This window comes from Porphyromonas cangingivalis, from assembly GCF_900638305.1.
GTDB lineage: Bacteria > Bacteroidota > Bacteroidia > Bacteroidales > Porphyromonadaceae > Porphyromonas_A > Porphyromonas_A cangingivalis.
In genome coordinates, this window is record NZ_LR134506.1 from 1,086,656 (window position 1) to 1,109,492 (window position 22,837).

15 protein-coding genes are annotated in these 22,837 nt (G+C 48.7%); 10 read left to right on the forward strand and 5 right to left on the reverse strand.

What is annotated here, in order from left to right; genetic code table 11:
• Window positions 1–9: 9 nt before the first annotated feature.
• The 8 genes from EL262_RS04560 (at window position 10) to EL262_RS04595 (ending at window position 8,598) form a co-directional block, all read left to right on the forward strand.
• Window positions 10–1,608, forward strand: coding sequence for a BACON domain-containing protein (locus tag EL262_RS04560; RefSeq protein ID WP_159100494.1), 1,599 nt, complete (start codon window positions 10–12; stop codon window positions 1,606–1,608).
• Window positions 1,609–1,654: 46 nt separating this feature from the next.
• Window positions 1,655–4,393, forward strand: coding sequence for a S8 family serine peptidase (locus tag EL262_RS04565; RefSeq protein ID WP_036853365.1), 2,739 nt, complete (start codon window positions 1,655–1,657; stop codon window positions 4,391–4,393).
• A gap of 71 nt (window positions 4,394–4,464) precedes the next feature.
• The gene (locus EL262_RS04570; protein ID WP_078735580.1) at window positions 4,465–5,421 is read left to right on the forward strand and encodes a PorV/PorQ family protein; all 957 of its coding nucleotides are present in this window, start codon (window positions 4,465–4,467) and stop codon (window positions 5,419–5,421) included.
• A gap of 284 nt (window positions 5,422–5,705) precedes the next feature.
• The gene (gene lptB / locus EL262_RS04575; RefSeq protein WP_025837095.1) at window positions 5,706–6,449 is read left to right on the forward strand and encodes an LPS export ABC transporter ATP-binding protein; all 744 of its coding nucleotides are present in this window, start codon (window positions 5,706–5,708) and stop codon (window positions 6,447–6,449) included.
• 18 nt (window positions 6,450–6,467) lie between these two features.
• Window positions 6,468–7,094 carry a recombination mediator RecR gene (recR, locus tag EL262_RS04580; RefSeq protein ID WP_036852618.1) on the forward strand — a complete coding sequence of 209 codons (627 nt, stop codon included), beginning with the start codon at window positions 6,468–6,470 and terminating at the stop codon, window positions 7,092–7,094.
• A gap of 57 nt (window positions 7,095–7,151) precedes the next feature.
• Window positions 7,152–7,382 carry a hypothetical protein gene (locus EL262_RS04585; RefSeq protein ID WP_036853363.1) on the forward strand — a complete coding sequence of 77 codons (231 nt, stop codon included), beginning with the start codon at window positions 7,152–7,154 and terminating at the stop codon, window positions 7,380–7,382.
• A gap of 322 nt (window positions 7,383–7,704) precedes the next feature.
• Complete coding sequence (gene greA / locus EL262_RS04590; protein WP_025837091.1) at window positions 7,705–8,175, forward strand: transcription elongation factor GreA; 471 nt, start codon at window positions 7,705–7,707, stop codon at window positions 8,173–8,175.
• A gap of 36 nt (window positions 8,176–8,211) precedes the next feature.
• Window positions 8,212–8,598 (forward strand): HIT family protein, encoded by a 387-nt coding sequence (locus EL262_RS04595; RefSeq protein WP_025837088.1) that lies wholly within the window; start codon window positions 8,212–8,214, stop codon window positions 8,596–8,598.
• A 153-nt stretch (window positions 8,599–8,751) separates the two neighbouring features.
• Here the strand turns inward: EL262_RS04595 and EL262_RS04600 are convergent, their stop codons facing one another.
• The 5 genes from EL262_RS04600 to EL262_RS04620 form a co-directional block, all read right to left on the reverse strand.
• Window positions 8,752–9,867 (reverse strand): TlpA disulfide reductase family protein, encoded by a 1,116-nt coding sequence (locus tag EL262_RS04600; protein ID WP_025837086.1) that lies wholly within the window; start codon window positions 9,865–9,867, stop codon window positions 8,752–8,754.
• 181 nt (window positions 9,868–10,048) lie between these two features.
• A complete protein-coding gene (locus EL262_RS04605; RefSeq protein WP_078735581.1) occupies window positions 10,049–11,665 on the reverse strand; it encodes a hypothetical protein in 1,617 nt (538 codons plus the stop codon).
• 21 nt (window positions 11,666–11,686) lie between these two features.
• Entirely contained in the window at window positions 11,687–12,562 is an 876-nt protein-coding gene (locus EL262_RS04610) for a DUF4843 domain-containing protein (RefSeq protein WP_025837083.1), read from the reverse strand.
• Window positions 12,563–12,582: 20 nt separating this feature from the next.
• The gene (locus EL262_RS04615; RefSeq protein WP_025837081.1) at window positions 12,583–14,091 is read right to left on the reverse strand and encodes a RagB/SusD family nutrient uptake outer membrane protein; all 1,509 of its coding nucleotides are present in this window, start codon (window positions 14,089–14,091) and stop codon (window positions 12,583–12,585) included.
• Window positions 14,092–14,097: 6 nt separating this feature from the next.
• Entirely contained in the window at window positions 14,098–17,154 is a 3,057-nt protein-coding gene (locus tag EL262_RS04620; RefSeq protein ID WP_078735582.1) for a SusC/RagA family TonB-linked outer membrane protein, read from the reverse strand.
• 528 nt (window positions 17,155–17,682) lie between these two features.
• On the opposite strand from EL262_RS04620, the gene uvrA reads away from it, so the two are divergent.
• Both uvrA and EL262_RS04630 read left to right on the forward strand, forming a co-directional pair.
• Window positions 17,683–20,547: an excinuclease ABC subunit UvrA gene (gene uvrA, locus EL262_RS04625; protein WP_078735600.1), complete on the forward strand. Its 2,865-nt coding sequence runs from the start codon at window positions 17,683–17,685 to the stop codon at window positions 20,545–20,547.
• Window positions 20,544–22,832, forward strand: a complete 2,289-nt coding sequence (locus tag EL262_RS04630) for a UvrD-helicase domain-containing protein (RefSeq protein ID WP_051522643.1) — start codon at window positions 20,544–20,546, stop codon at window positions 22,830–22,832. Before uvrA ends, EL262_RS04630 begins: the two co-directional genes overlap by 4 nt.
• Window positions 22,833–22,837 lie beyond the last annotated feature (5 nt).

Sequence of the window (22,837 nt, forward strand, 5' to 3'; positions counted from 1 at the left end):
ATGAGCATCATGAAAAAAATAAAAAGCATACTATCCTGCGGAGTCGTTGCCATGACTCTGGCAGGATGTCAACAAGTCGGTATTTCAGATGAGAGCAGGGAGATCTATCTCGAAGCGTCAGAGGAAATCATAACCCTTACGGATACCGCAACAAGCAAAGAAATAAACATCGAAACGAATGCAAAAGGATGGATCGCAAGACTTTCAGAGGGCTCTGAGTGGCTTCATCTGAATCGCAACCCATCGGCACTCATTCTCTCTTCGGATGGCAATGCGACAGGTAAAGAACGCTCTGCAACCATCACAGTCGAAGCTGAAAATAAAGTCATCCACCTCCTTGTTCGTCAAAGGGGAGCGGCAACAAAAATTTCTCTGTCTGAAAAGCAAATCAACGTACCTATGAGAGGAGGGCTTTACACCGTGAACGTCTCCGGAAATGGTACAGGATGGAAGATCGACGGAGCAGAGCTATATCAATGGATCGTAGTACAGCAGGCTCATAACGGTATGTCTTTGCAGATACTGAAAAATGATACCCCTTCGACACGTATAGGCAAGATATATGTGGTCACTGAAAGTGGGACACCTGCCGAACTCGTCATCGTACAGGAGGGAGACTCACCATACACACTTCCTTATATGCCTGCCGGTCCGATTTATCAGACAGAGGTATTGAGAGACGCCCGGGAAAGAGAGATGTTTTTCATCAAAACAGAAACCAAACCGAGGGGAGAGACCATCTATCACTTCAACGCAGGAGATAAGGCAAAATCGAAGGTACAGTACAAGTTTAGGAAAGGTATAGAGAGATACATTTCTTTCACCGTCGTCACTGAAGGTAGCGACTATGGTATCAGTGATGATTTTGAGACTCACCTCTCCCGACTTGGATTTGGACTCACAAGTAAAAATATCTCCGGGGCTATCTTCATCAAAAATTATGTGCGATTTACCCCTCACTACACAGTGGTGGCACAAGTACAAGTACCGACAGCCGGAGGACAGACAACAGTCGTGTACTACATCGAGGAAGTACAGCCCAAACCTATGCCGACGTTTGATAATTTGCCCTATCGCAATCCGGCATTACTGAACAAAGCTGATTTCTTTGCTGTGAAAAAATGGGAGGAAAACGAAGGCGAAAGTGTCGAAGTCTCAAGAGAACGAGGTCAGAAAAATCCCAACATCATCGCAAGAGCCGAATTTTCGTCTGTGACCAACAAAGACACCCACATGGGTACGGTCTATTTCTTTGAAGAGGTTGAGGTACCTTACATAAGCAAGTTGTCACAGAAGATAGATATCTACGGTGATATTTCACTGGCTCTTTGGAGAAACTCTGAAGGAAGATACTTCTTGACCAATGAGATGAAACGATTGCTCAAAGATGAAGGCTTCGAATTTAAGACTCGATCTCAAACCGGCCCCAATCAAGAGTGGATCAGTTATCTCAACATGAGCCAAGGAATGGCTATGCTCTTCACCAACATAAACCAACCCGATGGAAGGGTCTTCTTGGGTATCAGTATCTTCAAAATCGCTAACGAGAATGAAGAAACTTCGTACAACATTGCACTCGAAAATGCTCGAAATGCCATAAGAAGATGAGTATGAGACGAGACACATCGTTACAAAACACCAACACAGTACAACAATGAAGAAACTAATCATACCTATCCTAAGTGCGCTCGTGTCATTGTCTGCTTGTCAGGATCATAACCTCCTGGAGGAGATATACTCGAAGGAAGCGAATAACAATCCGCTGCGCACCCTTGAAAATGAGTCCTACAATAATCTAAGCACACCGGGTATCGTATATATCAAGATGGATGCCTTCTCAGCTGAGCGTCTCAAAGCATCGGGAGAGATCTCCATCAGAGCTCTCTCATCCCTCAATACAGAAATAGAGACCGCATCGAGACGTCTTGGGGTCAAAAGCATTGAACGGCTCTTCCCTGAGTCCAAAGAGTATATGCGACGACACAAGGCCTACGGACTCGATCGTTGGTATATCGTACGCTACGAAGAAGAAAACACGGTGTCACAAGCCATAAGGACATTGTCTGCGATCGATGAATTTGAGGTTGTCGAGCCCTGTTATCAAATCGAAAGAGATGGCAGACAGATCGGTCAGGCCTTTGCCGACACGAAGTATCCTATCATAACCACATCGGGAGAAGCTTCGTTCAAGTTCAACGATCCAAGCTTCGGCGAACAATGGCATTATCATAACACCGGAGCGACATCTTGGGCTGTTGCCGGAGCGGACATCAACCTACTCAAAGCTTGGGAAACAGAGACCGGAAAACCCAATGTCATCATTGCCGTTATTGATGACGGTGTCGATGTCACCCACGAAGACCTCAAAGAGAACTTATGGATCAATCCCAATGTCACCGGCCCTACAGATAGAGGGACATACATCGAAGATGTCAATGGCGGCAACTTCGTCAAGAAAGGTGTCCGAGGTGCACACGGCACGCACGTAGCAGGGACTGTTGCTGCTCGTAACAATAATGGTATCGGTGTTTGTGGTGTCGCAGGTGGCGATGGATCGCAGGGTAGCGGTGTCCGTATCATGGAATGCCTCGCGATAGATAGTCGTCCCAAAGATCTCCGCCAAGGGAGTCACCCTGAGCCAGCTCTTGTCTTTGCAGCAGATAACGGCGCAGTCATCGCACAAAACTCTTGGGGATTACCTCCTAACATTCCTCTCCCACAGAGCCTGAAAGTTGCTATTGACTATTTCATCGACAATGCAGGGACAGACAAAAACGGCAACCAACGACAAGATTCACCCATGAAAGGAGGAGTCGTGATCATTGCGGCAGGTAATGACAACGAAGATGCCCCTTGCTATCCGGCGGCTTATGGCCCGGCCATTGCAGTCTCATCGATGGCACCTAACTTCACACGTTCATCCTTCACCAACCGTGGCGCATGGGTCGACATCATGGCACCTGGAGGAGACCAAAACAGATTTGGCGAAAAAGCAGGAGTACTGAGCTGTGTCCCCGGCAATAAGTATGCTTTCTATCAAGGCACCTCGATGGCTTGCCCTCATGTATCAGGTATCGCAGGTCTTATCTTGAGCCAAAAAGGAAAGCAAGGCTACACCAACGATGATTTGAAGAAAGCCATCCTTTCAGCACTCAGACTCGAGGATATCGACAAAAAGAATCCTCAGGAGGTTGGCCGTCTCGGACGTGGATACATAGACGCAGCCCTCGGCTTTGATGAAGACAAAGGTATAGCCCCTGATGTACCTTCAAAAGGGATCGATTTTAAGACACGCTACACCTCGATAACACTCAGTTGGCTCGTCAATAAAGATGATGACGACAAACTTCCACTCTTCCAAGAAATCTACTACAGCAACACCCCCATCACAGTCGAGACCCTCAAAAGTCTCTCCCCCATACGTATGCGTGCGACGGCGACTGCTCCGGGAGAGGAAATGCAGTACACCTTGACAGATCTCAGACACAGTACAAAATACTACTTTGCGATCATCTCCGAAGACAGATGGGGCAACAGGTCTGAGCCTCTCATCTTCGAACATTCGACTCGTCTAAATGCTCAGCCGGTCATAACCTTCGCACCTTTCAAAAATCTCATCGTCAGTGGCAATAAAGCGAAAGAAGTCCGTTTTACTGTGACAGATCCCGATGGTCACTTTGTGAAATGTCATCTCGAAGGAGCGACCACGGGAGTCAGTCTCAATGAAAAAGACGGACAAGGGATCATACAGATCCGATCGGTACTCCCTGAAGGCGAATACAAAGTTACGCTCGTAGCTGAAGACGAATATAGGGGAGAGACCAGAGAAGACATTACCTTCAATATCGTAGGGGCACGCCCACTGACACTCAAAGGAGAGTTCTCTGAACTTGTCCTCGGCATGGATCTCAAAGGGTTCACTATACCCGTAAAGAAGAATATCGAACACAACCCCAAGCTTGACCTCAAGGTTGAAGCGCGCTCAAGCGATGAGTCCGTCGCCATCACCTCTGTCTCTAAAGATGGAGAAGTACAGGTCATCCCGATCTCCAACGGTCGTGCGACAGTCTATCTCAAGATAGTAGACGAAGCGGGCGAAAAACTTGAGACCACCTTCAAAGTACGAGTAGTATCCGACTCCCAAGCCCCTGTACACATCGTCTATCCTATCCCCGTGACCAAGACCCTCAATATCATGCTCAATGCATCGATCAAAGACGCAAAAGTCAAGATCGTCACTCTCATGGGTAAGGTACTCATAGATGTCCCTGTAAAACAAGTCAGAAAGAATGGCGTGGTCTCTATCAATGTGACAGACCTAACACCGAACACCTACCGTCTCGTTGTCGAATCGTCCAATATGCCACGTCACGAACAGATATTTGTAAAGTAATACCCAGAGTCGGTCGGGAGAGCTAGCTCTGCCTCAGACTCCCGACCCTCACAGACCAAAATAAGAACACAATGTACAAGAATATAATCAAACAACTCCTCCTCACAGCGACAGTGGGCATCGCCGGTTGCATTACGGCATCAGCTCAGACCGCAGCCCACCGCATCCTCGAGCTAAATCCAGACGTGGCATCACTTGCCTTGGGAGGGACTCACCTTGTCACAAAGACCCAAAACTACCTCTACGCTAACCCAACGAAGGTTTTCGATACCGAAAAGACACTTACCATCAACGGTTCGGGTGAATACTTCGCTAAGTTCAAGGACATGAAGCGTGAAAGTTTCGGGAGCATCAGTGCAGCTTATCGTCTCAACGACAAGCATGCCCTCTTCGCAGGCTTTCGTAAACTCTCGGGGCTGAAGATTGCCCGGGTCAACGAAGTAGGCCAAGAGGTGGAAGATCAGCTCCTACGCCCTGCTCAGATGACATTCGATGCCGGTTATGCCTTTTCCTTCTCGGATCATCTCTCAGCATTCGCCACAGTATCGATGTTACGTTCCAACACAGGTCGACAAAGCCAAAGTCTCTTTGCCGGTCTCGGGGTGAGCTACACTCATACATTTGACTTTTTGGGAAAGGGGACTCACTTCGAAGCAACACTCGCAGGCTACAACCTCGGCGAAGATGTAGAGTACGACAAAAACATATCTTACCGTCTCCCCTCCACCGTTGCTCTCGGTCTCGGTGCGACCATGGAGCTTAACACAGACCACTCGCTCGGTCTCCAAGCCCAAGGTGCTCGTGTCACCTCATACTCTGAGACACAGATAGGAGCAGGTGTGGAATACATCTTCCGCAAAAAGTATGCTTTGCGTGGGGGCTATCAGCACTACAACAAAGACGTCTCCTTCACTTCTGTCGGCCTTGGTTGGCACATCGGTCACTTGACCCTCGAAGCAGCTTACCGCATCGGCATGGGCGAATACACCAAAAACAGTGCGGCCTTCAGTATCTCCATCAACATCTGATCGGACAGATCACAAAGAGACCTCGATGTCTATCTTGACGCTTTAGGTCAAGATAGACATCTTTTTTTTTTGCAGGTTCGTTTGACTGTAAACCATCCGAGCATGCTCTCCTGTTTCTGAAGTGGGACAGAATTCATTCTGACCGACATCAGAAAATATTCTGTCACGTGCCAAAATGAATTCTGCCCCCTTCCAGACAAATGTAAAGACAGTGTCGGATATTGTGATAGGCTCCGAGAAAATATTGTAACTTTGTTAGGATTCAATCATCTCACGCACAGACAATGAAATTAAGAACTTACGACTTAGTCAAGAAATACAGAAATCGTACCGTTGTCAATCACGTCTCCATCGAGGTCTCTCAGGGCGAGATCGTAGGTCTCCTCGGGCCTAACGGTGCCGGGAAGACGACCACGTTCTATATGACGGTGGGACTCGTGATGCCCAACAACGGCAAGATCTTCCTCGACGAGAAGGACATCACTGATGAGCCGATCTACAAGCGTGCACGGAAGGGTATCGGCTATCTGGCTCAGGAGGAGTCGATCTTCCGTAAGATGTCTGTGGAGGACAATATCCTCTCGGTGCTTGAGATGACCGGTCGTTCTCGTAAGGAACAGATCGAACGCCTCGAAAGTCTCATCAGCGAGTTCGGTCTCGAAAAGGTGCGTCGCAACTCAGGCGAACGTCTCTCCGGGGGGGAGCGTCGTCGTGCGGAGATCGCACGCTGTTTGGCAATCGACCCGAAGTTCATCATGCTCGATGAGCCCTTTGCCGGTGTCGACCCTATCGCTGTGCAAGACATCCAAACCATTGTGGCAAGGCTGAAAAACAAAAACATAGGCATCCTCATCACCGACCACAACGTGTACGAGACCCTCTCGATCACGGACAGGGCATACCTCCTATTTGAGGGGAAGGTACTCTTCCAAGGTACGGCCGAAGAGCTTGCAGAGAACGAGGTCGTACGTGAGAAGTACCTCGGCAAGGACTTCGAGTTGAGACGAAAAGACTTCTCCAACATCTAAGACCTATCATCCTATCTGATGAAGATCGAAGACTATTCACTACTCCTTCAGAGGGCTGTCGATGCGTTTGCCTCCCTGCCGGGAATAGGTCCCAAGTCGGGGCTTCGTCTGGCATTGCACCTGCTCAAGCAGGAACCGTCGTTCACGCATGGCTTCTGTGACGATATCCGCAGCTATATCGACGGCATCCGACACTGCCGAGTATGTCACAACATCTGTGATCAGGATGTGTGTCAGGTCTGCTCCGACCCCAGACGGGACGAGTCAATGATCTGTGTTGTGGAGAGTGTACGTGAAGTCATCGCAATAGAGCGCACCGGCAACTTCAAGGGCTTATATCATGTCCTCGGAGGGATCATCTCCCCCCTTGACGGCATAGGTCCGTCCGACCTCTATCTCCAAGACCTCCCCGAACGTGTGCGCCGTGAGGGCGTCAAGGAGGTACTCCTCGCTCTGAGTACCACGATGGAGGGAGACACGACCAACTTCTACATCTATCGCATGCTCAAGGATACGGGAGTGAAGATCTCTGTCATCTCTCGCGGAGTCTCCATCGGGGACGAACTCGAATATGCCGATGAGCTCACTCTCGGGCGCAGCATCGACCATCGCATCGACTTCGAGTCCACCCTGAAACACCTGTAAGGCTTGCTATTCAGATCGGAAATCGATACATTTGTGTCACAAGACATTCGTAATACTATGAACAAGTTTATCGGCATCCGTAATATAACTCTCGCTGTTTTCGTTATCATAGTCCTACTGGAGTTTGCCATGGACTTTGCTCCTCTGGCATGGCATCTGACCATGGAAGGGATACAAGTGGTGCTTATACTGATTCTCATGCTCATCCTCCTGCCGATCCTCATCTACCGCTTCAACAAAGGTCGCACAGATGATGCGACAAACACCTTCAGACAAAAGAGGAAATAGAAAAAGGAGAGTAAATAACCCATTGAGGCTCTGAAAGTAAAGACTCGGAGCCTTGCTGCACATGACACCATAGAGAGGGATGTATGGGCATCATCATAGGAGAACCTCCGGTCGCTTAGGAGGCTTTGACATTTTTATAAAGGATTTAGAGCGATAAAGTTGGAAAACTAAAAGAGTTACCGTATCTTTGTCGAGCATTGGGGATTCGTTAAGCGATCTCTCGTGCAAGGATACATAGATGATGTAACGATTCTGAACAAGTGCTACTCGTTCAGGATTGTTTTTATTTTACCCATAGACAAATAGACAACAAACAACATATATGGAATACATTTACATGACTGAAGAGGGTTACAACAAACTCCTCGAAGAGGTCAAAAAACTTGAAACAGAAGATCGCCCAGAGGTCATCCGTGCCATAGCAGAGGCTCGTGACAAGGGGGATTTGTCCGAAAATGCGGAATACTCGGCAGCCAAGGAGGCTCAAGGACTCCTCGAAGCACGTATAGCAGGGATACGCTCACAGCTGGCGAACGTACGTATCATCGACACATCCAACCTCAGCACTGAGACCGTGCAGATGCTCAACAAGGTAACGATCAAAAACCTCGCCACGGGCAAGTCTATGACATATACCATCGTCTCTGACACTGAGTCCGACCTCAAGGCCGGAAAGATCGCTATCTCTACACCCATCGCCAAGGGACTTGTGGGCAAGAAGGTCGGTGATGTGGCGGAGATCGAGGTACCCAACGGAAAGGTTACATTTGAGATCGAAGAGATATCCTTCTGACCCCTCTTCCCTTCGTCTCCTAAAATCGTAAGCACTATGACTATCTTTTCACGTATCATCAACGGAGAAATCCCTTGTCACAAGATTGCAGAGAATGACAAATTCTTCGCATTCCTCGACATAAATCCTGTCCAAGAGGGTCATACCCTCATCATCCCAAAGAGAGAGGAAGACTACATCTTCGACATCTCGGATGAGGAGCTTGGAGAGATGATCATCTTCGCCAAGGGTATAGCCAAAGCAATCAAAGCTCATACCGGCTGTGTCAAAGTAGGCGTGTCGGTGATCGGTCTCGAAGTGCCACATGCACATATCCATCTCATCCCGATGAACAAGATGGGAGACCTGGACTTCAATAAAAAACAAGAGACCGATCATGAGGCTCTTGCAAAGACGGCAGAGAGCATCAGGTCAAAACTCTGACTCTCACCCTCATAAGGGTCAAATAAAAGATTACCCCCAGGGCTTTTGCAGAAGCCTTGGGGGTAATCTTTTATTCATCTTCTAATTTATCTCTCGACCCGGTCTCCCGATAAAATGACGGGAGTAAAAACAGATTGCTTCACTCCAAAAAGATCAATTCAAGAGCTTTTCGTTGAGGACTGCCTCAACATGGAGGATATTGGATGCACGCTTAATGATCTTGCCTTCAGGAGAAATCAAGACAAAGTGAGGAATAGACTTGACACCGTACAGTTCAGCCCCCGTAGAGTTTACGTCAAGGACTTGGTTCCAGGGGATTTCTTCCTCTTCGACAGCCTTCTGATATGGTTCGGGCTTGTCGTAACATCCGATGCTCAACATGGTCAGCTTGTCGGCAGGGAGACGCTCTACCATCTTCTTCATATAAGGAAGGATCTTGCGGCAAGGAACACACCAAGAAGCCCAGAAGTCAACCAAAAGATATTTACCGTCTTCCATGAAGTCGGAGAACTTGATGGTCTTACCTTCGATGGTGTTGATTTCGAAATCAAGATAGGTACCACCCTCTTGAGTCCTCTGAGCATTCAGGATCTTTTCATACCTTCTGATAGGAGCAAAACCACGCTTTACGACTTCTGATTGCGCCTCATAGGCTTCTATGAAGTCTTCATCGGACTTATACTTGAGTCGTGCAAAGGCTTCCATACCGACAGCATTTTGAGGATGACGAGCCAAATAGTCCGAGAAGAGTTCGTACCTCATCTTGTCATAGGCTTCCGTCTGTGCATTGTGGGCTTCTCTGAGTTCGTCATCGGAGAGAGTGGTATCGTCGAGGATCTTCATCGCTTCGACACTCTGCTTACCTTCAAGTTCCGAACTCTTTGAGATCATGTTCTTGAGCTCGGTGTTGAGATAGCCTCCGACGATGTGAAAACCATCGGCATTATCTTTTGCCTTGAACTGGTGTACGCCACCTTCGGCAATGAAGCTGACGTACCCTGAATTATTGCCTTCGATATCGATATAATAAAGACTTGTCGTATCTACAGGGATGGTATAGCTGAATGCTCCTCCTTCGACCTTGACGGTATCGACATCGCCGGTCTGCAGATTTTTGAAGATCACGGCTTGTCCTTCATACTGAGAAGGCAGATCTTTGGCTTGCAGAGTGCTGTTTGCCGGACCGGAACAACCATAAAGGCCGAGAATAATACCTGAGAGAAGTGATAGCAGCACTGTCCCTCGGAAATGACAATTGATTTTGTTCATGATTGTAGTTTTTTGTAATCCTAATACGGTATTTGATAATGATTTATAGAGCAATAAGTGAGTATGCACTCACGGAGAGCCACGGACTTCCTCCCCAAGGAAAGAAGCCGTAACCTCCGTAAAATACTTGTATGAAGTGTGGCTTTCTGTCGTTTGCAAAGAAGAGACTCAACACTTCGCCTTACTTACCCATAGGGATGATATCCAAGATCTTGCCTGCTCTTGGGGAGAAAGTCCTTATCTCGCTCTCAGGAAGCAAGAATCCTAAGTTGGCAGTATTGTCTGTGGCCATTGGGATGAAGTGCACCTGATCGTTGCCGTCAGAGCCCTCTGTGACTGCGATCAGTGCTGCCTCGTTGTATGGAGAGAGCTTGAAGTAAGCACGGTGAGGCTGTATCACCCACTCTCCTTGACGGTAGAAGCGAACCAACTTTACCTTGCCAAACTTCGAAAGCGGCATATATGCCTTTGTGTTTACAGTCGCTGTACCATCTCCACTCCAAGTGATGACATTGATGCCATCCTCGGTGCTGACATACAATACCGGTTGGTGTATCGCAAATGTGGCGGATGTGCGGCGATTGAGTATGCCTGCGGCTTCTTGAGACAAGACATACTTATTGCCCGCTTGAAGCTTCAGACTTGGCTTTAGTTCAAACTGATATATGGTATATGAGCCCGAAGCCTTTTCATTGAGGAGGAAATAAGACTTCCCGGGTTCTTTTCTCGGTCCCTCAACCGTTGTTGCAGCAGTGATCGCCTCTGCCCCCTTGATCATATTGGGGTCAAACTGTTCGGACTTCTCGAATGTCGTAACAGAATTCTTATTGAGAGCCTTGAAAGTACCTTGGTCACTGTTGTACCAAACCAAGCCTGCCCTCTCCGACATACATCCGTGTGCAGCCATGACTCCGCCCGAGATAGTCTCAGAATCCCAACCTTGAACAGGCTCAGAGAAGAAGTTAAGTGCATTTGAATTACACTGGTAGGCTTTTTTCTCTGTACGCATGAATATGTAGGAAGAGCAGTGAGAGAATTGAAGCACCTTCGGATCTTGCTCCTCTATGAACATTAGGTCGTTACGGTCTGATGAAGCGTCAAGAGAATAGTTAAGAGGATCAAATCGCAACAATTTATGATCTTCAGTCACAGCCCAAGCGTATGGTGTATGAGTAAAGTAGACATTCCCCTTTACCGAAAAGTTAAGTGCTTTTATGAGCCCATTCCACGCCTTGCCGGAGTTTTTTGCCAAAAGGTCTGTGATGACAACACTCTTGCCCGTATAATCTCGAGTGAACTCGGACGACTTGATGTAACCCAAGTCGGAAGTTACTCCATCTTTGGTGAAAGAAAAAAGAAGCCCATCCGCCAACACCGGGCTTACATACAACTTCCACTGAAGGGTCTTTTCGACACCGCCAAAGGACTTGTTCGTGATCGTATAACGAAGGTAATATGGAGTCGTTGAGTTGGCCGGACGAGTGATCTTATAGTCTTTCAGAGCTTGCTCTGTAGAGATCACTTCCATCTCCTTCTCGTAGTCTCCTGCCTTTTTAGTGAGCTCCCACTTGTAGGTGATCTCTGCTCCTTTTGGCACAGAGACTATCGGATGGATAGATAATACATCCTCCGAGTCGATATGTATCTCCTCACCAATCTCCTTGACCTCGACCGAGATCTCGGGTGTAGGTACTGTCTGAAGAGAACTTTGATCCTTGTAGCAACCTGTAACAGCCAGAGCTAAGAGCCCCACTGTAAATACATGAAATGCCTTATTCATGATCTTATATGTTTTCATAAACTTGTTCTGATAATAAGTTTAATACTTTCTTGCTTGGATAGGCTTGCCCGCACCACTCCCCGAATTGTGGATGAGAGGTGCATCCGGATGAGTCGCGTTGTACTTGTCGATGAATTCAGCAAGTTGCTTTGCATAAAGTCTTTGAGCACCACCGGCACCGACCCAGGTTGAGAGCATGAGATACTTGTAGTTGCCGACAGATTCGGTATTGGCTCTGACACCCCACTTCTTTGCATCATTCAAGTCATACCAGTTGAAGCACTGTGCAATGATCTCCAAGGCCCGAGTACTGATGTAGTCTGCTGCCGTAGAGTTGTAACGAAGCGGGCTATCTATCAGCATATTGTAAGTCATAATCAGGAACGGGCTTGTAGGTAGAGGAATGGAGGCATTCCATGTCAAGAAAGCTTTGATGTCTTCGTCCGGGCCGGCTTTGAGATCATCGCTATCCTTCACCTTCAAAGACAAGGTATAGCTTCCTTCCTTCAATTCAGGACGATTGTAAAGGAGAATCTTCACCTCTCCTGCGACAGTATCGGGGAATATCACTGCACTTACGATCTTGTATGCATCTTTGGGTGCCGTCGTTTCGTCGAGTACATCTTCTATTGTGACCTTACGCTCTTTGGGAGAAGGCTTCCCCGAAAGTATCAAAGGAATAGATACGGTGTACTCCTGAGGCATACCGACATCGATGAAAGAAAAAGATGAGAGGAAAGCACGTTTGCTCGTATCGTACCCATTGGGTTCGGGCGCATCCTCTCTCCTGTGAGGGAAACGCGCCGAATCATACTGACTCTCAAAGACCGGCAGTTCTGCTTTTGTACAAGCAGACATTGAAACTACGACAAGGAGAGGTAGGAAATCTCGTATAATCTTAAAATAACGGTTCATAATAAATACTAAACGATAAATTAGTGTGATCCTTGCTTGCGTCCTAATCCTAATTCATAATCAGGGAAAGGTAATCTGTACTTCTCAGGAGTCATCTTCACATCCTGATTGCCTGAGATGTGCTCAACGCCCAAACGCTTATAAACGAAGAACTGAACACCTTCAGTAAAGAATTCTCTTTGATACTCCTTATAGACAAGCTTCAGAAGCTCATCTGCAGACATATCTGCACCTATCTCCTCTGCATGACCTCTGAATCCCCGCAACTCAGACAATAGCTTACGCGCATGCTCAGCATCAGGAGTACTTGACAGCAAGGAAGCCTCTGCGGCCATCAGATAGACTTCAGAGAGTCTCAATAGAGGTAGACGTCCCTTGTGTTCACCCAAATCCGACTGGAAGAGCTTAGCCGGAACATAGCCGGCAGGGTATCCTGTTCCTTTGATCATCTGCTTTGTAAAACGGATGTCGATATTTGAGTTCTCGAAGATTTCCAAGGCCCTGTTTTCTGCGACCCACATAGCATAGACTTTCTCAGCGAAATCTATACGAAAGTATGGTGCTATGCTCTCTGCGATCTTATCGACTTCAAGACCGAAAAGTGCCTCATCAAAGAGGTTGAGGTTAGACGATGTGACGTTGTTGGCAGGCACCATACCTATCTTGGTATTGAAGTGTCTCGCCTTGGTTCCGTTCTCTTTCGCCAACTTGAGCACCATATCTGCCACCTCACGGCATTCCTTCATCTTTTCGGGAGTCCCTTGCCATTGCAAAAGGCGTGCCTTGAGTGCGAGGACAGCGATATAATTGAGACGGAGATTAAGCGTCTTGAAGAATCCATCGGAGTTGATCAAGTCGTACGAATCGACAGGGTGTTCGGCCACCAACGGATCGGACATCTTGAGATTCTCCAAGGCCTTGTTTATGTCTGACATCATCAAAACAACAGTCTCGGTATTGCTCTTCTGGATCGGAAACACCTTGGACACATTCAACTGATAAGGTATCGATGGAAGAGTTCCCCACTTCGTAAAGTCCTTTTGGGGAGCATACTCTCCATACAAGCGCAAAAGGTCAAAGTGCAGGTAAGCCCTGAGGGCATACAACTCTCCCTTGATCTGATTGTACTCGATCAAGGTCATTTTGTTTTCAGCCCCTTCCAGATGTCTGAGTGCATCATTCACGTTGACGATGACATTGTACATATCGTCCCACACTTTTGTGGTGAGGGCAGAGACGCTTGCATTTTCGTACTGATGATTGTACAACGCCTTGCCTTGATTGTCTCGGAAGTCCTGCTCGTACTGATTTGCGAGTATCTCCGGCATATACCAAGAGATGTTTTTGCCGTACAGGTCGGCACGAGCCATCCTGATGTAACTTCCTATAAGGGTTTGCTTGAATCCGGAGACATTCTCATAGTGGTCATCTCCGCGAATTTCCGACTTGGAAGACACATCCAGCCATTTGTTGCATGCACTTAGGGCGATGATGGCAAGTATGAACGAAAGATATTTGATCTGTTTCATAATCGTTTAGAATGTCGAGGTGAGAGAGAAAGAGAACTTACGTGCAAAAGGATAAGCTGTACCTCTTTCGACGTAGATTGTAGAGAACGTAGCCAAGTCGTTCATGTTGAATGCCAAGCGCAAGCGTTCGCTACGAAGACGACTTGCCCACTTCTTAGGCACCTCATAGTAGAGAGACAGAGCGGATATATGGAGCTCATCCCGGCGTTGGACAAATCGTGTTGTCACGCGTGTACGGTTCGCGACATCAAACCTCTTGAATGGTGTCATATCCCCGGGCTTCTTCCATCTACCCTGCAAGATACGTCTATCTACATTGTACTCCACTTCGGCATTTTCGACCTTGCCCACGAGTGTAGAGTTGTACATCATAGCGCCCACCTGATAGTTGAAGTAGAGGTTGATCCCAAAGTTGCGGAACTCCCCGCTAAACCCGAAGTTACCCCTGATCTTAGGCTCCGTGTTTCCACTTGCCACAAGGTCGCTTGCACTATAATCATAAGTCAGACTGCCATCCCTCTTGACATAGATCTCTCTACCATTGGATGGATCTATACCTGCCGACTTGACAGCCCATAGTGTCGTGAGAGACTCTCCATCTTCATAGATCAAGACAGGAGCCTGTCTCTCATTGCGGCTTGCTTCCTGCTTCATTCTCTCATTATAGTCCTTGAGACTTTGGCTCAGAGAGACGATCTTGTTTCTATTATGGATCACTGAGCCGAAAAGGTTCAGATAGTTACCCTTATCATCACCCCAGACTCTGTAAGTCATCTTACCCTCGATTCCGCTGTTGCGCACCATACCGAGATTATCCTTCACGATGCTGAATCCCGTAGATCCGGGGATCGTTAGGTCGGTAAGCATATTGCGAGTATCAGACTGATAAAGGTCAAGAGACACAGACATAGGACCTACGCGAGTATCCAGACCGACATTGTAGTCCATACGCTGTTCCCACTTGAGATCAGGGTTAGGCATATTTTTGAGGTAAGCTCCTGTAAGCCCCATATAGCTACGATCGTTGTAGAAGAGGTAAGTGGGCACAGAGTAGTTGGCAAGGAAGTTCTGATTTCCGGTCAACCCCACAGATGCTCGCACTTTGAGCATTTGGAGCCACTTGTTCCCTTTCAGAAATGCCTCATTATGAATATTCCATCCCAGACCAGCACTCCAACTGCTTGCCCAGCGAGAGTTTGCCCCATAGAGCGACGAAGCACTCTCTCTCAAAGTCAAGTCGATGAGGTATCTGCTATCGTAGTCGTAAGAGGTGGCGAGAAGGAAGCTGAGATCATGCACCAAGCTCTGAAAACCTTGTGGTTTTGAATTCTGAGCATAACCCTTGGCGAAGGTCGCATCTGCGAGCTGATTGTTTGAAAACCCTTCAGCCACGTGACGGTAGTTACTGCTTGAGCGTGAGCCGATGAATGCACCACCATTGACGAAGAACGCATGCTTACCGAAGCTGGTATTGTAGTTGACATTCAAGTCTCCTGTATAGTTAGACTCTCTACCATTATCGAGGATGTATCGACCACGTTTGTCGACATCCTTCTGACTTGCGAAAATGGAATGCATAGGAGGGAGGAAGGTATTGCCTTCGCCACGACGCTCAGCCACCCCGAGTCGGAGTGTAGACTTGAGCTGTGGCAGGATATGCCACTCAGCGTAGATATTGTTGGTCACAGAGATATACTCATTGACCGATGAAGTACCTATGGTTGCATTGTACATGGGGTTGGGAATGTTGTCCTCTGCCCATCTTTTGATCTCTCCATTGCGATCCACAGCTTCCCAGTAGGGGTTCATACGAGCATACTCATCGAATGAGCCGTAAGGAGAGTCAGTCGCCTTGTTGGAGTTTATCGTGAGGATATTACGGAATATGAGGTTATCCTTGCGATAGGAAAGGTTGGCAGAAGTCGACACGTTGACACGAGAAGACCCCTTCATCGCACCCTGAATGTCATTGTAACTGAAGTCTACAATACCCTTCAACCCCTGAGCATCACCAAGCTCAATCGACAGATTATGCTTGTGCCCCACTCCGGCACGCAGAGGCTTCGAGAGCCAATAAGTATCGAGCCCTCCCACAACCTTGGCAAGTCTCGACTGATACAAGAGCTTCAGCTCATGCTCTCTGTCCTGAGTAGGTGCCGAGTACACACCATTGAGCAGCTCCACTTCGAGCTTCTCACGAGCATTAGTGAGGTCATAACTTGTGAGGTCGGGTAGCTCGAAGTTGACACTACCGGCATAAGTCACCCTCTGCTGGTTGCCCTGCAACTTGCGAGTCTCGATAACGATCACACCGTTGGCCGCCTTTGATCCGTAGAGAGCTTTCGCCGAAGCATCCTTGAGGACGGTCAGAGACTCGATCCTATTCATGTCCATGTCCATGATAGCCTCTATCGAGGTCTCGAAACCATCGACGATGAAGAGTGGTTGATTCGGGTTGAACCTCGTACTGCGAAGGTTGCCTGTCCCCTCAGAAATCACAGCGGCATTGCCACGAAGCGAAAGATCCGGCACATTATTGGGGTCTGACCCCAACGAAAGGTTGTCCGGTAGATAGATCGAAGGATCCACATTCTTGAGACTCTGGAGGAGGTTCTGTCCACCGACCTTACGGATCTCATCCCCTTTGATAGTCGTGGCAGATCCCGTATAACTACCCAGCGGTCTGGTATAGATACCGGTGACGATCACCTCTTTGAGTTTGGTATCACCTTGGAGGGAGATATCCTTCTTGACATCTGTCGTTCCCTTGGGGATGACGACTCTAGAGGTCTGCAAGCCCACGAAGGATACAAGGAGCACGACATCCTTATCGATAGGGACCTTGATAGAATAGGTACCATCGGCCTTCGTACCCGTAACGGTTTTCGAGCCCTCGACTTTTATCACGGCTCCGATCAAAGGCAGGCGTTCGTCATCATACACTGTCCCTGAGAGAGTGCGTTGCCCACTCTGCTGGGCGACAGCAAATCGGACTGGACACATAAGGACGAACAACAGCACTACCTTAAGACATTTAGATAGCTTAGATACACGATGTGTCATAATGATTTGTTAATGTTTTAGTTGATTTAACTAAATATAAGTTGGTGCAAATCTAAGAAGAAAAACTTCTTACGACCCCAAATATTGACTAAATAACGTTAATTTCAACTCTAAAAATACTTACTTTTTCACACTTGTAACCACATACATCACCCACAAGGTCTAATTTCAACAATACCAAAGTCAATAACAAAATGATAGTACAGACACATCAAACAATTATCTTGGGTGACATCCGAGAGCAAAATCTCATATTGTAACTTTTCTGAATTTGAATCGGGTCGAGCGAGAGTGCTCTCAGATCGGATACACGTAAATCAGTCTTGAGACAAGGGATCAAGGGAAGCATACACACTGATTCGAAGGCGATGAAGATCTCCATGAAGACAAAGCGATCCGGAGCTATTGCTTGGCTTGTCGGAAAGTGAAAAACACGACAATGGCAGGAAAAGGTGGGCAAAAAAATGAGTATATTTGCGTTTCACCTGCATGCCAACAAAGGAGGTGCAGGTAGAGACTTTCGGGATAATGGATATTAAAGATAATCAACATCATAATGAGTGTATCTCGGTGCGAGGTGCCCGGATACACAATCTCAAAAATGTCAATGTGGATCTACCTCGCAATGCGCTCTGTGTCATGACAGGGCTCAGTGGGAGTGGCAAGTCATCGTTGGCGTTCGACACCATATTTGCGGAGGGCAATCGCCGCTATATAGAGACATTCTCATCCTACGCCAGAGGATTTCTTGGAGGGTTGGAGCGTCCCGATGTGGACAAGATCACGGGGCTCAGCCCGGTGATCTCGATCGAGCAAAAGACGACGAACAAAAACCCACGAAGCACCGTGGGTACGACGACGGAGATATACGACTTCTTACGCCTGCTGTACGCTCGCACTGCGACGGCTTATTCACCAGTGACAGGTGAGGCCATGATCAGATTTACAGAGGAAGATATCGTATCGGGGATACTTAATGACTTCGAGGGGAAGCGCATATACATCCTTGCTCCGATCGTCAAGGATCGCAAGGGACACTACCGCGAACTTCTCGAAAAGATGCGTAAGCGTGGATTCATCCAAGTGCGTGTGGATGGCGAGATGACAGACCTCGTGCCGGGCTTAGCCTTGTCGCGGTACAAGATGCACAGAGTGGAAGTGCTGGTAGACAAGCTCAAAGTCGATGCCGGTAGCCATGAACGTGTACGTGAGAGCGTCCGTACGGCACTGAGGATCGGCAAAGACCTAATCCTTGTCATGGATTTCGACATGCCGGAGAAAGGTCGCTACTTCAGCCGCAGTCTGATGTGTCCGGTATCGGGGACGGCGTTCCCGGATCCTGCGCCTCATACGTTTTCGTTCAATGCTCCACAAGGGAGCTGTCCCAAGTGTAAGGGGCTGGGGACAGTCCCCACGCCTGACATGGCTAAGATCATACCTGACAACAAACTGAGCGTGGCCGGGGGGGCACTGGCCCCGTTGGGGAAGTTCAAGAATAATATGATATTCAACCAACTCCGCGCCATAGCAGAGCACCACGGCTACACGATAGATGATCCCATCTCCGAGTATCCCGAAGAGCTCATGGATGACATCCTCAACGGCGTGGACTATACTCTGAGGGTCAAGAATGACGGTGGTCAGTGGGAGAGATTGTTCAGTTATTCGGGTCTCACGGAGTACATCAAGGAGATCGCCGAGCAGTCGGAGTCTGCATCGGCACAGAAGTGGGCAGAGCAGTTCAACACCTATGCCCAATGCCCTTCGTGTCATGGCAAAAGGCTCGCAAAAGAGCCTTTGTCCTACAAGATAGGGGGAAAAGACATCATCGAGGTGACGGATATGCCTCTGCCGGACTTCAAGGATTGGGCTATGACAGTACCCGATCTTGTCGATCCGAAACGAAAGACCGTGGCGAAGGAGATCATCAAGGAGATCGTCTCTCGTACAGACTTCCTCTTGGATGTGGGGTTGCATTATCTGACATTGTCGCGTTCGACAGGGAGCCTCTCGGGCGGAGAGACACAGCGCATCCGCCTTGCGACTCAGATAGGCAGTCGTCTTGTCAATGTGCTCTACATCCTCGACGAACCCAGCATCGGGCTCCATCAGAGAGACAATATCAAGCTCATTCATTCGCTCAAACAACTTCGTGATCAGGGCAATACCCTCATCGTCGTGGAACACGACAAAGACATGATGATGGAGGCGGACTATGTCGTCGACCTTGGGCCGGGAGCGGGACGGAAAGGTGGACAAGTAGTCTTCGAGGGCACTCCGGACAAGATGAGGGATGCGGATACCATGACGGCAAAGTATCTTAGGGGCGAGAAGGAGATCGAAGTGCCCGAGATGCGACGCATCGGAAACGGTCAGCGACTGGAGCTGATCGGTGCGACCGGAAACAACCTCAAGGGCGGCACACTGTCCATTCCCCTTGGCACACTGACCTGTATCACAGGGGTGTCGGGGAGTGGCAAATCTTCACTGATCAACGACACGCTTTATCCTGCGCTCAGCAAACACTTCTATCGATCGTTGGCACAACCACTACCATACAAAGAACTGAAAGGCCTCGAACACATAGACAAGGTCGTAGCGGTGGATCAGTCACCCATAGGCCGCATGCCCCGAAGCAATCCGGCGACCTATATAGGAGTCTTCACGGACATACGCAACCTCTTCGTGGAGACCCCTGAGAGCCGTATGCGTGCGTACAAACCGGGACGCTTCTCGTTCAATGTAAAAGGAGGACGATGCGAAACATGCAAGGGGAATGGCTACAAGAGGATCGAGATGAACTTCTTGCCCGATGTGTTTGTACCTTGTGAGACCTGCAAAGGGTTGCGCTACAACCGTGAGACACTCGAAGTCAGATTCAAGGGCAAGTCCATAGCGGATGTCCTTGAGATGACGGTAAATATGGCGGTGGAATTCTTTGAGAACATTCCACACATACTCACTAAGATAAAGACCTTGCAAGATGTGGGCTTGGGTTACATCAAGCTCGGACAACCTTCATCCACACTCTCAGGCGGAGAGTGCCAACGCATCAAACTCGCTGCCGAACTATCAAAAAGGGACACCGGGAAGACCTTCTATGTCCTTGACGAACCGACGACAGGTCTCCACTTCGAAGACATCCGTATGCTCATGAACATCCTCAACAGACTCGTAGACAGAGGGAACACAGTCGTCGTCATCGAGCACAATATGGATGTCATCAAGGTCTCCGACCACCTCATAGACATAGGCCCGGAAGGTGGACAAGGGGGCGGACAGATCATCTTCGAGGGCACACCGGAGGAGATGCTGAAGTCTACCGTAGGCTATACCGCCGAGTACTTGCGTCGCGAACTCTTTCCAAAAACCAAGAAGACCAAAAATAAATGATCTCGATAGAAGAATTATTGGATTGTCTCAACGAAGAGCAACGCGCTGCCGTCCTCTACAACGAGGGGGATAGCCTTATCCTCGCAGGTGCCGGATCAGGCAAGACAAGGGTGCTCACGACAAAGATAGCTTACCTCCTCACCCAGGGCTATGCTCCGTCACAGATCCTTGCCCTCACCTTCACCAACAAAGCTGCGGGCGAGATGCGTGAGCGTATCGGTGCGATGATAGGTAACGACATCGCTCGTCATCTGTGGATGGGGACGTTTCACTCCATCTTCGCCCGACTGCTGAGGCGTTACGCCCCACTTTTGGACTACAGTGACAACTATACCATCTACGATACGACGGACACTAAAGCACTCATCAAGATGATCTTGAAGGAGAAAGAGCTTGATGAAAAGTTTTATGACCCCAAAAAGATGCTCTCCCTCATCTCAAGTGCAAAGAACCAAGGCGTCATGCCCGATGATGTGAGACAAGACCGTCAGGCCATAAACTACTTCACGATCAAGAAGATCTCCCGATTCCCTGAAGTCTATGAGACTTATGTCTCTCGTTGCCACCGTGCCAACGCGATGGACTTTGACGATTTGTTGCTCAATATGTATCGCCTTCTGTCGAAGCACGAGATCGTCCGCAACGAGTTGCACGAGCGTTTCAGATACATCCTTGTTGATGAGTATCAAGACACCAACAAGGTACAGGACAGGATCGTCAAGCTCCTGAAAGGAGAGCAGGCACGTGTCTGTGTCGTCGGTGATGATGCCCAGAGCATCTACTCATTCCGTGGCGCAGTCATCGACAACATCCTCAACTTCAAACGCAACTTCCCTGATGCCATCCTCCTCAAGCTCACGAAGAACTACCGCTCCACAGGTACAATCGTCAACTTGGCGGGCAAACTCATCGAGAAGAACTCAAAGCGCATCCCCAAGGTCGTCGAGGCCGTTTCCGGCGAAGGTAGCAAAGTAGGCCTCATCACCTCGTTCACCGCAGCCGTCGAAGCCCAGACGATAGCCGCCAAGATCTACTCGCTCATCAATAAAGGCACTTCGCCCGAAGATATAGCTGTCCTTTACCGCACCAATGCCCAGAGCCGTCTCATCGAGGACAATCTGCGGATGTTCGGTGTACCCTACCGCATCTATGGTGGGTTGTCGTTCTTTGATCGCAAGGAGGTCAAGGACGTCCTCGGTTATCTCCGTCTCATCGTCAACCCTGATGATGACGAAGCTTTCCGAAGGGTGCACAACACCCCGACAAGGGGCATCGGGGCGACCTCGTTCAATGCGGTCTCCATGCTTGCACTCAGAGAAGGACGGAGCTATATGCAAGTCATCAAAGATCCGACCTTGCTCGCCGAAGTCCTCAAACCTGCTGCCATCAAACACCTAACCGCCTTCGTCTCCCTCATCGACACGATGAGAAGCCGTAAGGATGAGCTCGATCCCGATGAGTTCCTCAAGTACGTCATCCACGCCAGTGGCATCCCCAAGATGTACGGTGACGGCAGTGTCGAGTCGGAGGGGAAGCTGGAAAACATCGACGAGCTCCTCAACGCTGTTTCTGAGTTTGTTTCAAGCAAAACTAAGCTTGCCGACGAAAACACATCCATCGATGACTTTGTCCGCGAGATGGCACTCTACACCGACCGTGACGCCACCGAGGACAACAACCGCCCTAAGGTTACCCTTATGACGATGCACGCCTCGAAAGGCTTGGAGTTTCCACACGTTTACATTGTCGGGCTTGAAAAAAGGCTCATCCCATCCGAAAGGAGTTCGACCGAAGCAGGTATCGAAGAAGAGCGCCGTCTCCTCTACGTCGCCATCACACGTGCCAAAGAAATGTGTACCCTATCCTTCGCTTGCGAACGTATGATACACGGAGAATTAGTGAGATCAGACCCCAGTCCTTTCATCTTCGATCTCGATCCCACTTATATCGAAGACTATGCGGGTATCCTTGGCACTAAACATTCCTTCTCACCCAACCCTCGTCCTAAACCACAGGCAACGACTTCGGAAGAGCCTAAGAGACGGATGACACGCATCATCCGACGATCCACAGCCCCCTCCCCTGCCGAAGAGGTGGCGACGATGGTGCCCGAAGTCCGAGATGTGGACTTCAAGGAAGGTGATCATGTGTACCACGATCGCTTCGGACGAGGACTGGTCGAAGGCTTCACCGACAGCGTTTCGGGCACGAAAGTACATATCAACTTCGAAAACGAGGGCAAGAAACTCCTCATCGTGAAGTTTGCCCGACTACGCAAAGAATAACTCCG

Coding starts and splice junctions, on each gene's coding strand:
- EL262_RS04560 (WP_159100494.1), top strand. CDS start 10: ATGAAAAAAATAAAAAGCATACTATCCTGCGGAGTCGTTGCCATGACT.
- EL262_RS04565 (WP_036853365.1), top strand. CDS start 1,655: ATGAAGAAACTAATCATACCTATCCTAAGTGCGCTCGTGTCATTGTCT.
- EL262_RS04570 (WP_078735580.1), top strand. CDS start 4,465: ATGTACAAGAATATAATCAAACAACTCCTCCTCACAGCGACAGTGGGC.
- lptB (WP_025837095.1), top strand. CDS start 5,706: ATGAAATTAAGAACTTACGACTTAGTCAAGAAATACAGAAATCGTACC.
- recR (WP_036852618.1), top strand. CDS start 6,468: ATGAAGATCGAAGACTATTCACTACTCCTTCAGAGGGCTGTCGATGCG.
- EL262_RS04585 (WP_036853363.1), top strand. CDS start 7,152: ATGAACAAGTTTATCGGCATCCGTAATATAACTCTCGCTGTTTTCGTT.
- greA (WP_025837091.1), top strand. CDS start 7,705: ATGGAATACATTTACATGACTGAAGAGGGTTACAACAAACTCCTCGAA.
- EL262_RS04595 (WP_025837088.1), top strand. CDS start 8,212: ATGACTATCTTTTCACGTATCATCAACGGAGAAATCCCTTGTCACAAG.
- EL262_RS04600 (WP_025837086.1), bottom strand. CDS start 9,867: ATGAACAAAATCAATTGTCATTTCCGAGGGACAGTGCTGCTATCACTT.
- EL262_RS04605 (WP_078735581.1), bottom strand. CDS start 11,665: ATGAAAACATATAAGATCATGAATAAGGCATTTCATGTATTTACAGTG.
- EL262_RS04610 (WP_025837083.1), bottom strand. CDS start 12,562: ATGAACCGTTATTTTAAGATTATACGAGATTTCCTACCTCTCCTTGTC.
- EL262_RS04615 (WP_025837081.1), bottom strand. CDS start 14,091: ATGAAACAGATCAAATATCTTTCGTTCATACTTGCCATCATCGCCCTA.
- EL262_RS04620 (WP_078735582.1), bottom strand. CDS start 17,154: ATGACACATCGTGTATCTAAGCTATCTAAATGTCTTAAGGTAGTGCTG.
- uvrA (WP_078735600.1), top strand. CDS start 17,683: ATGGATATTAAAGATAATCAACATCATAATGAGTGTATCTCGGTGCGA.
- EL262_RS04630 (WP_051522643.1), top strand. CDS start 20,544: ATGATCTCGATAGAAGAATTATTGGATTGTCTCAACGAAGAGCAACGC.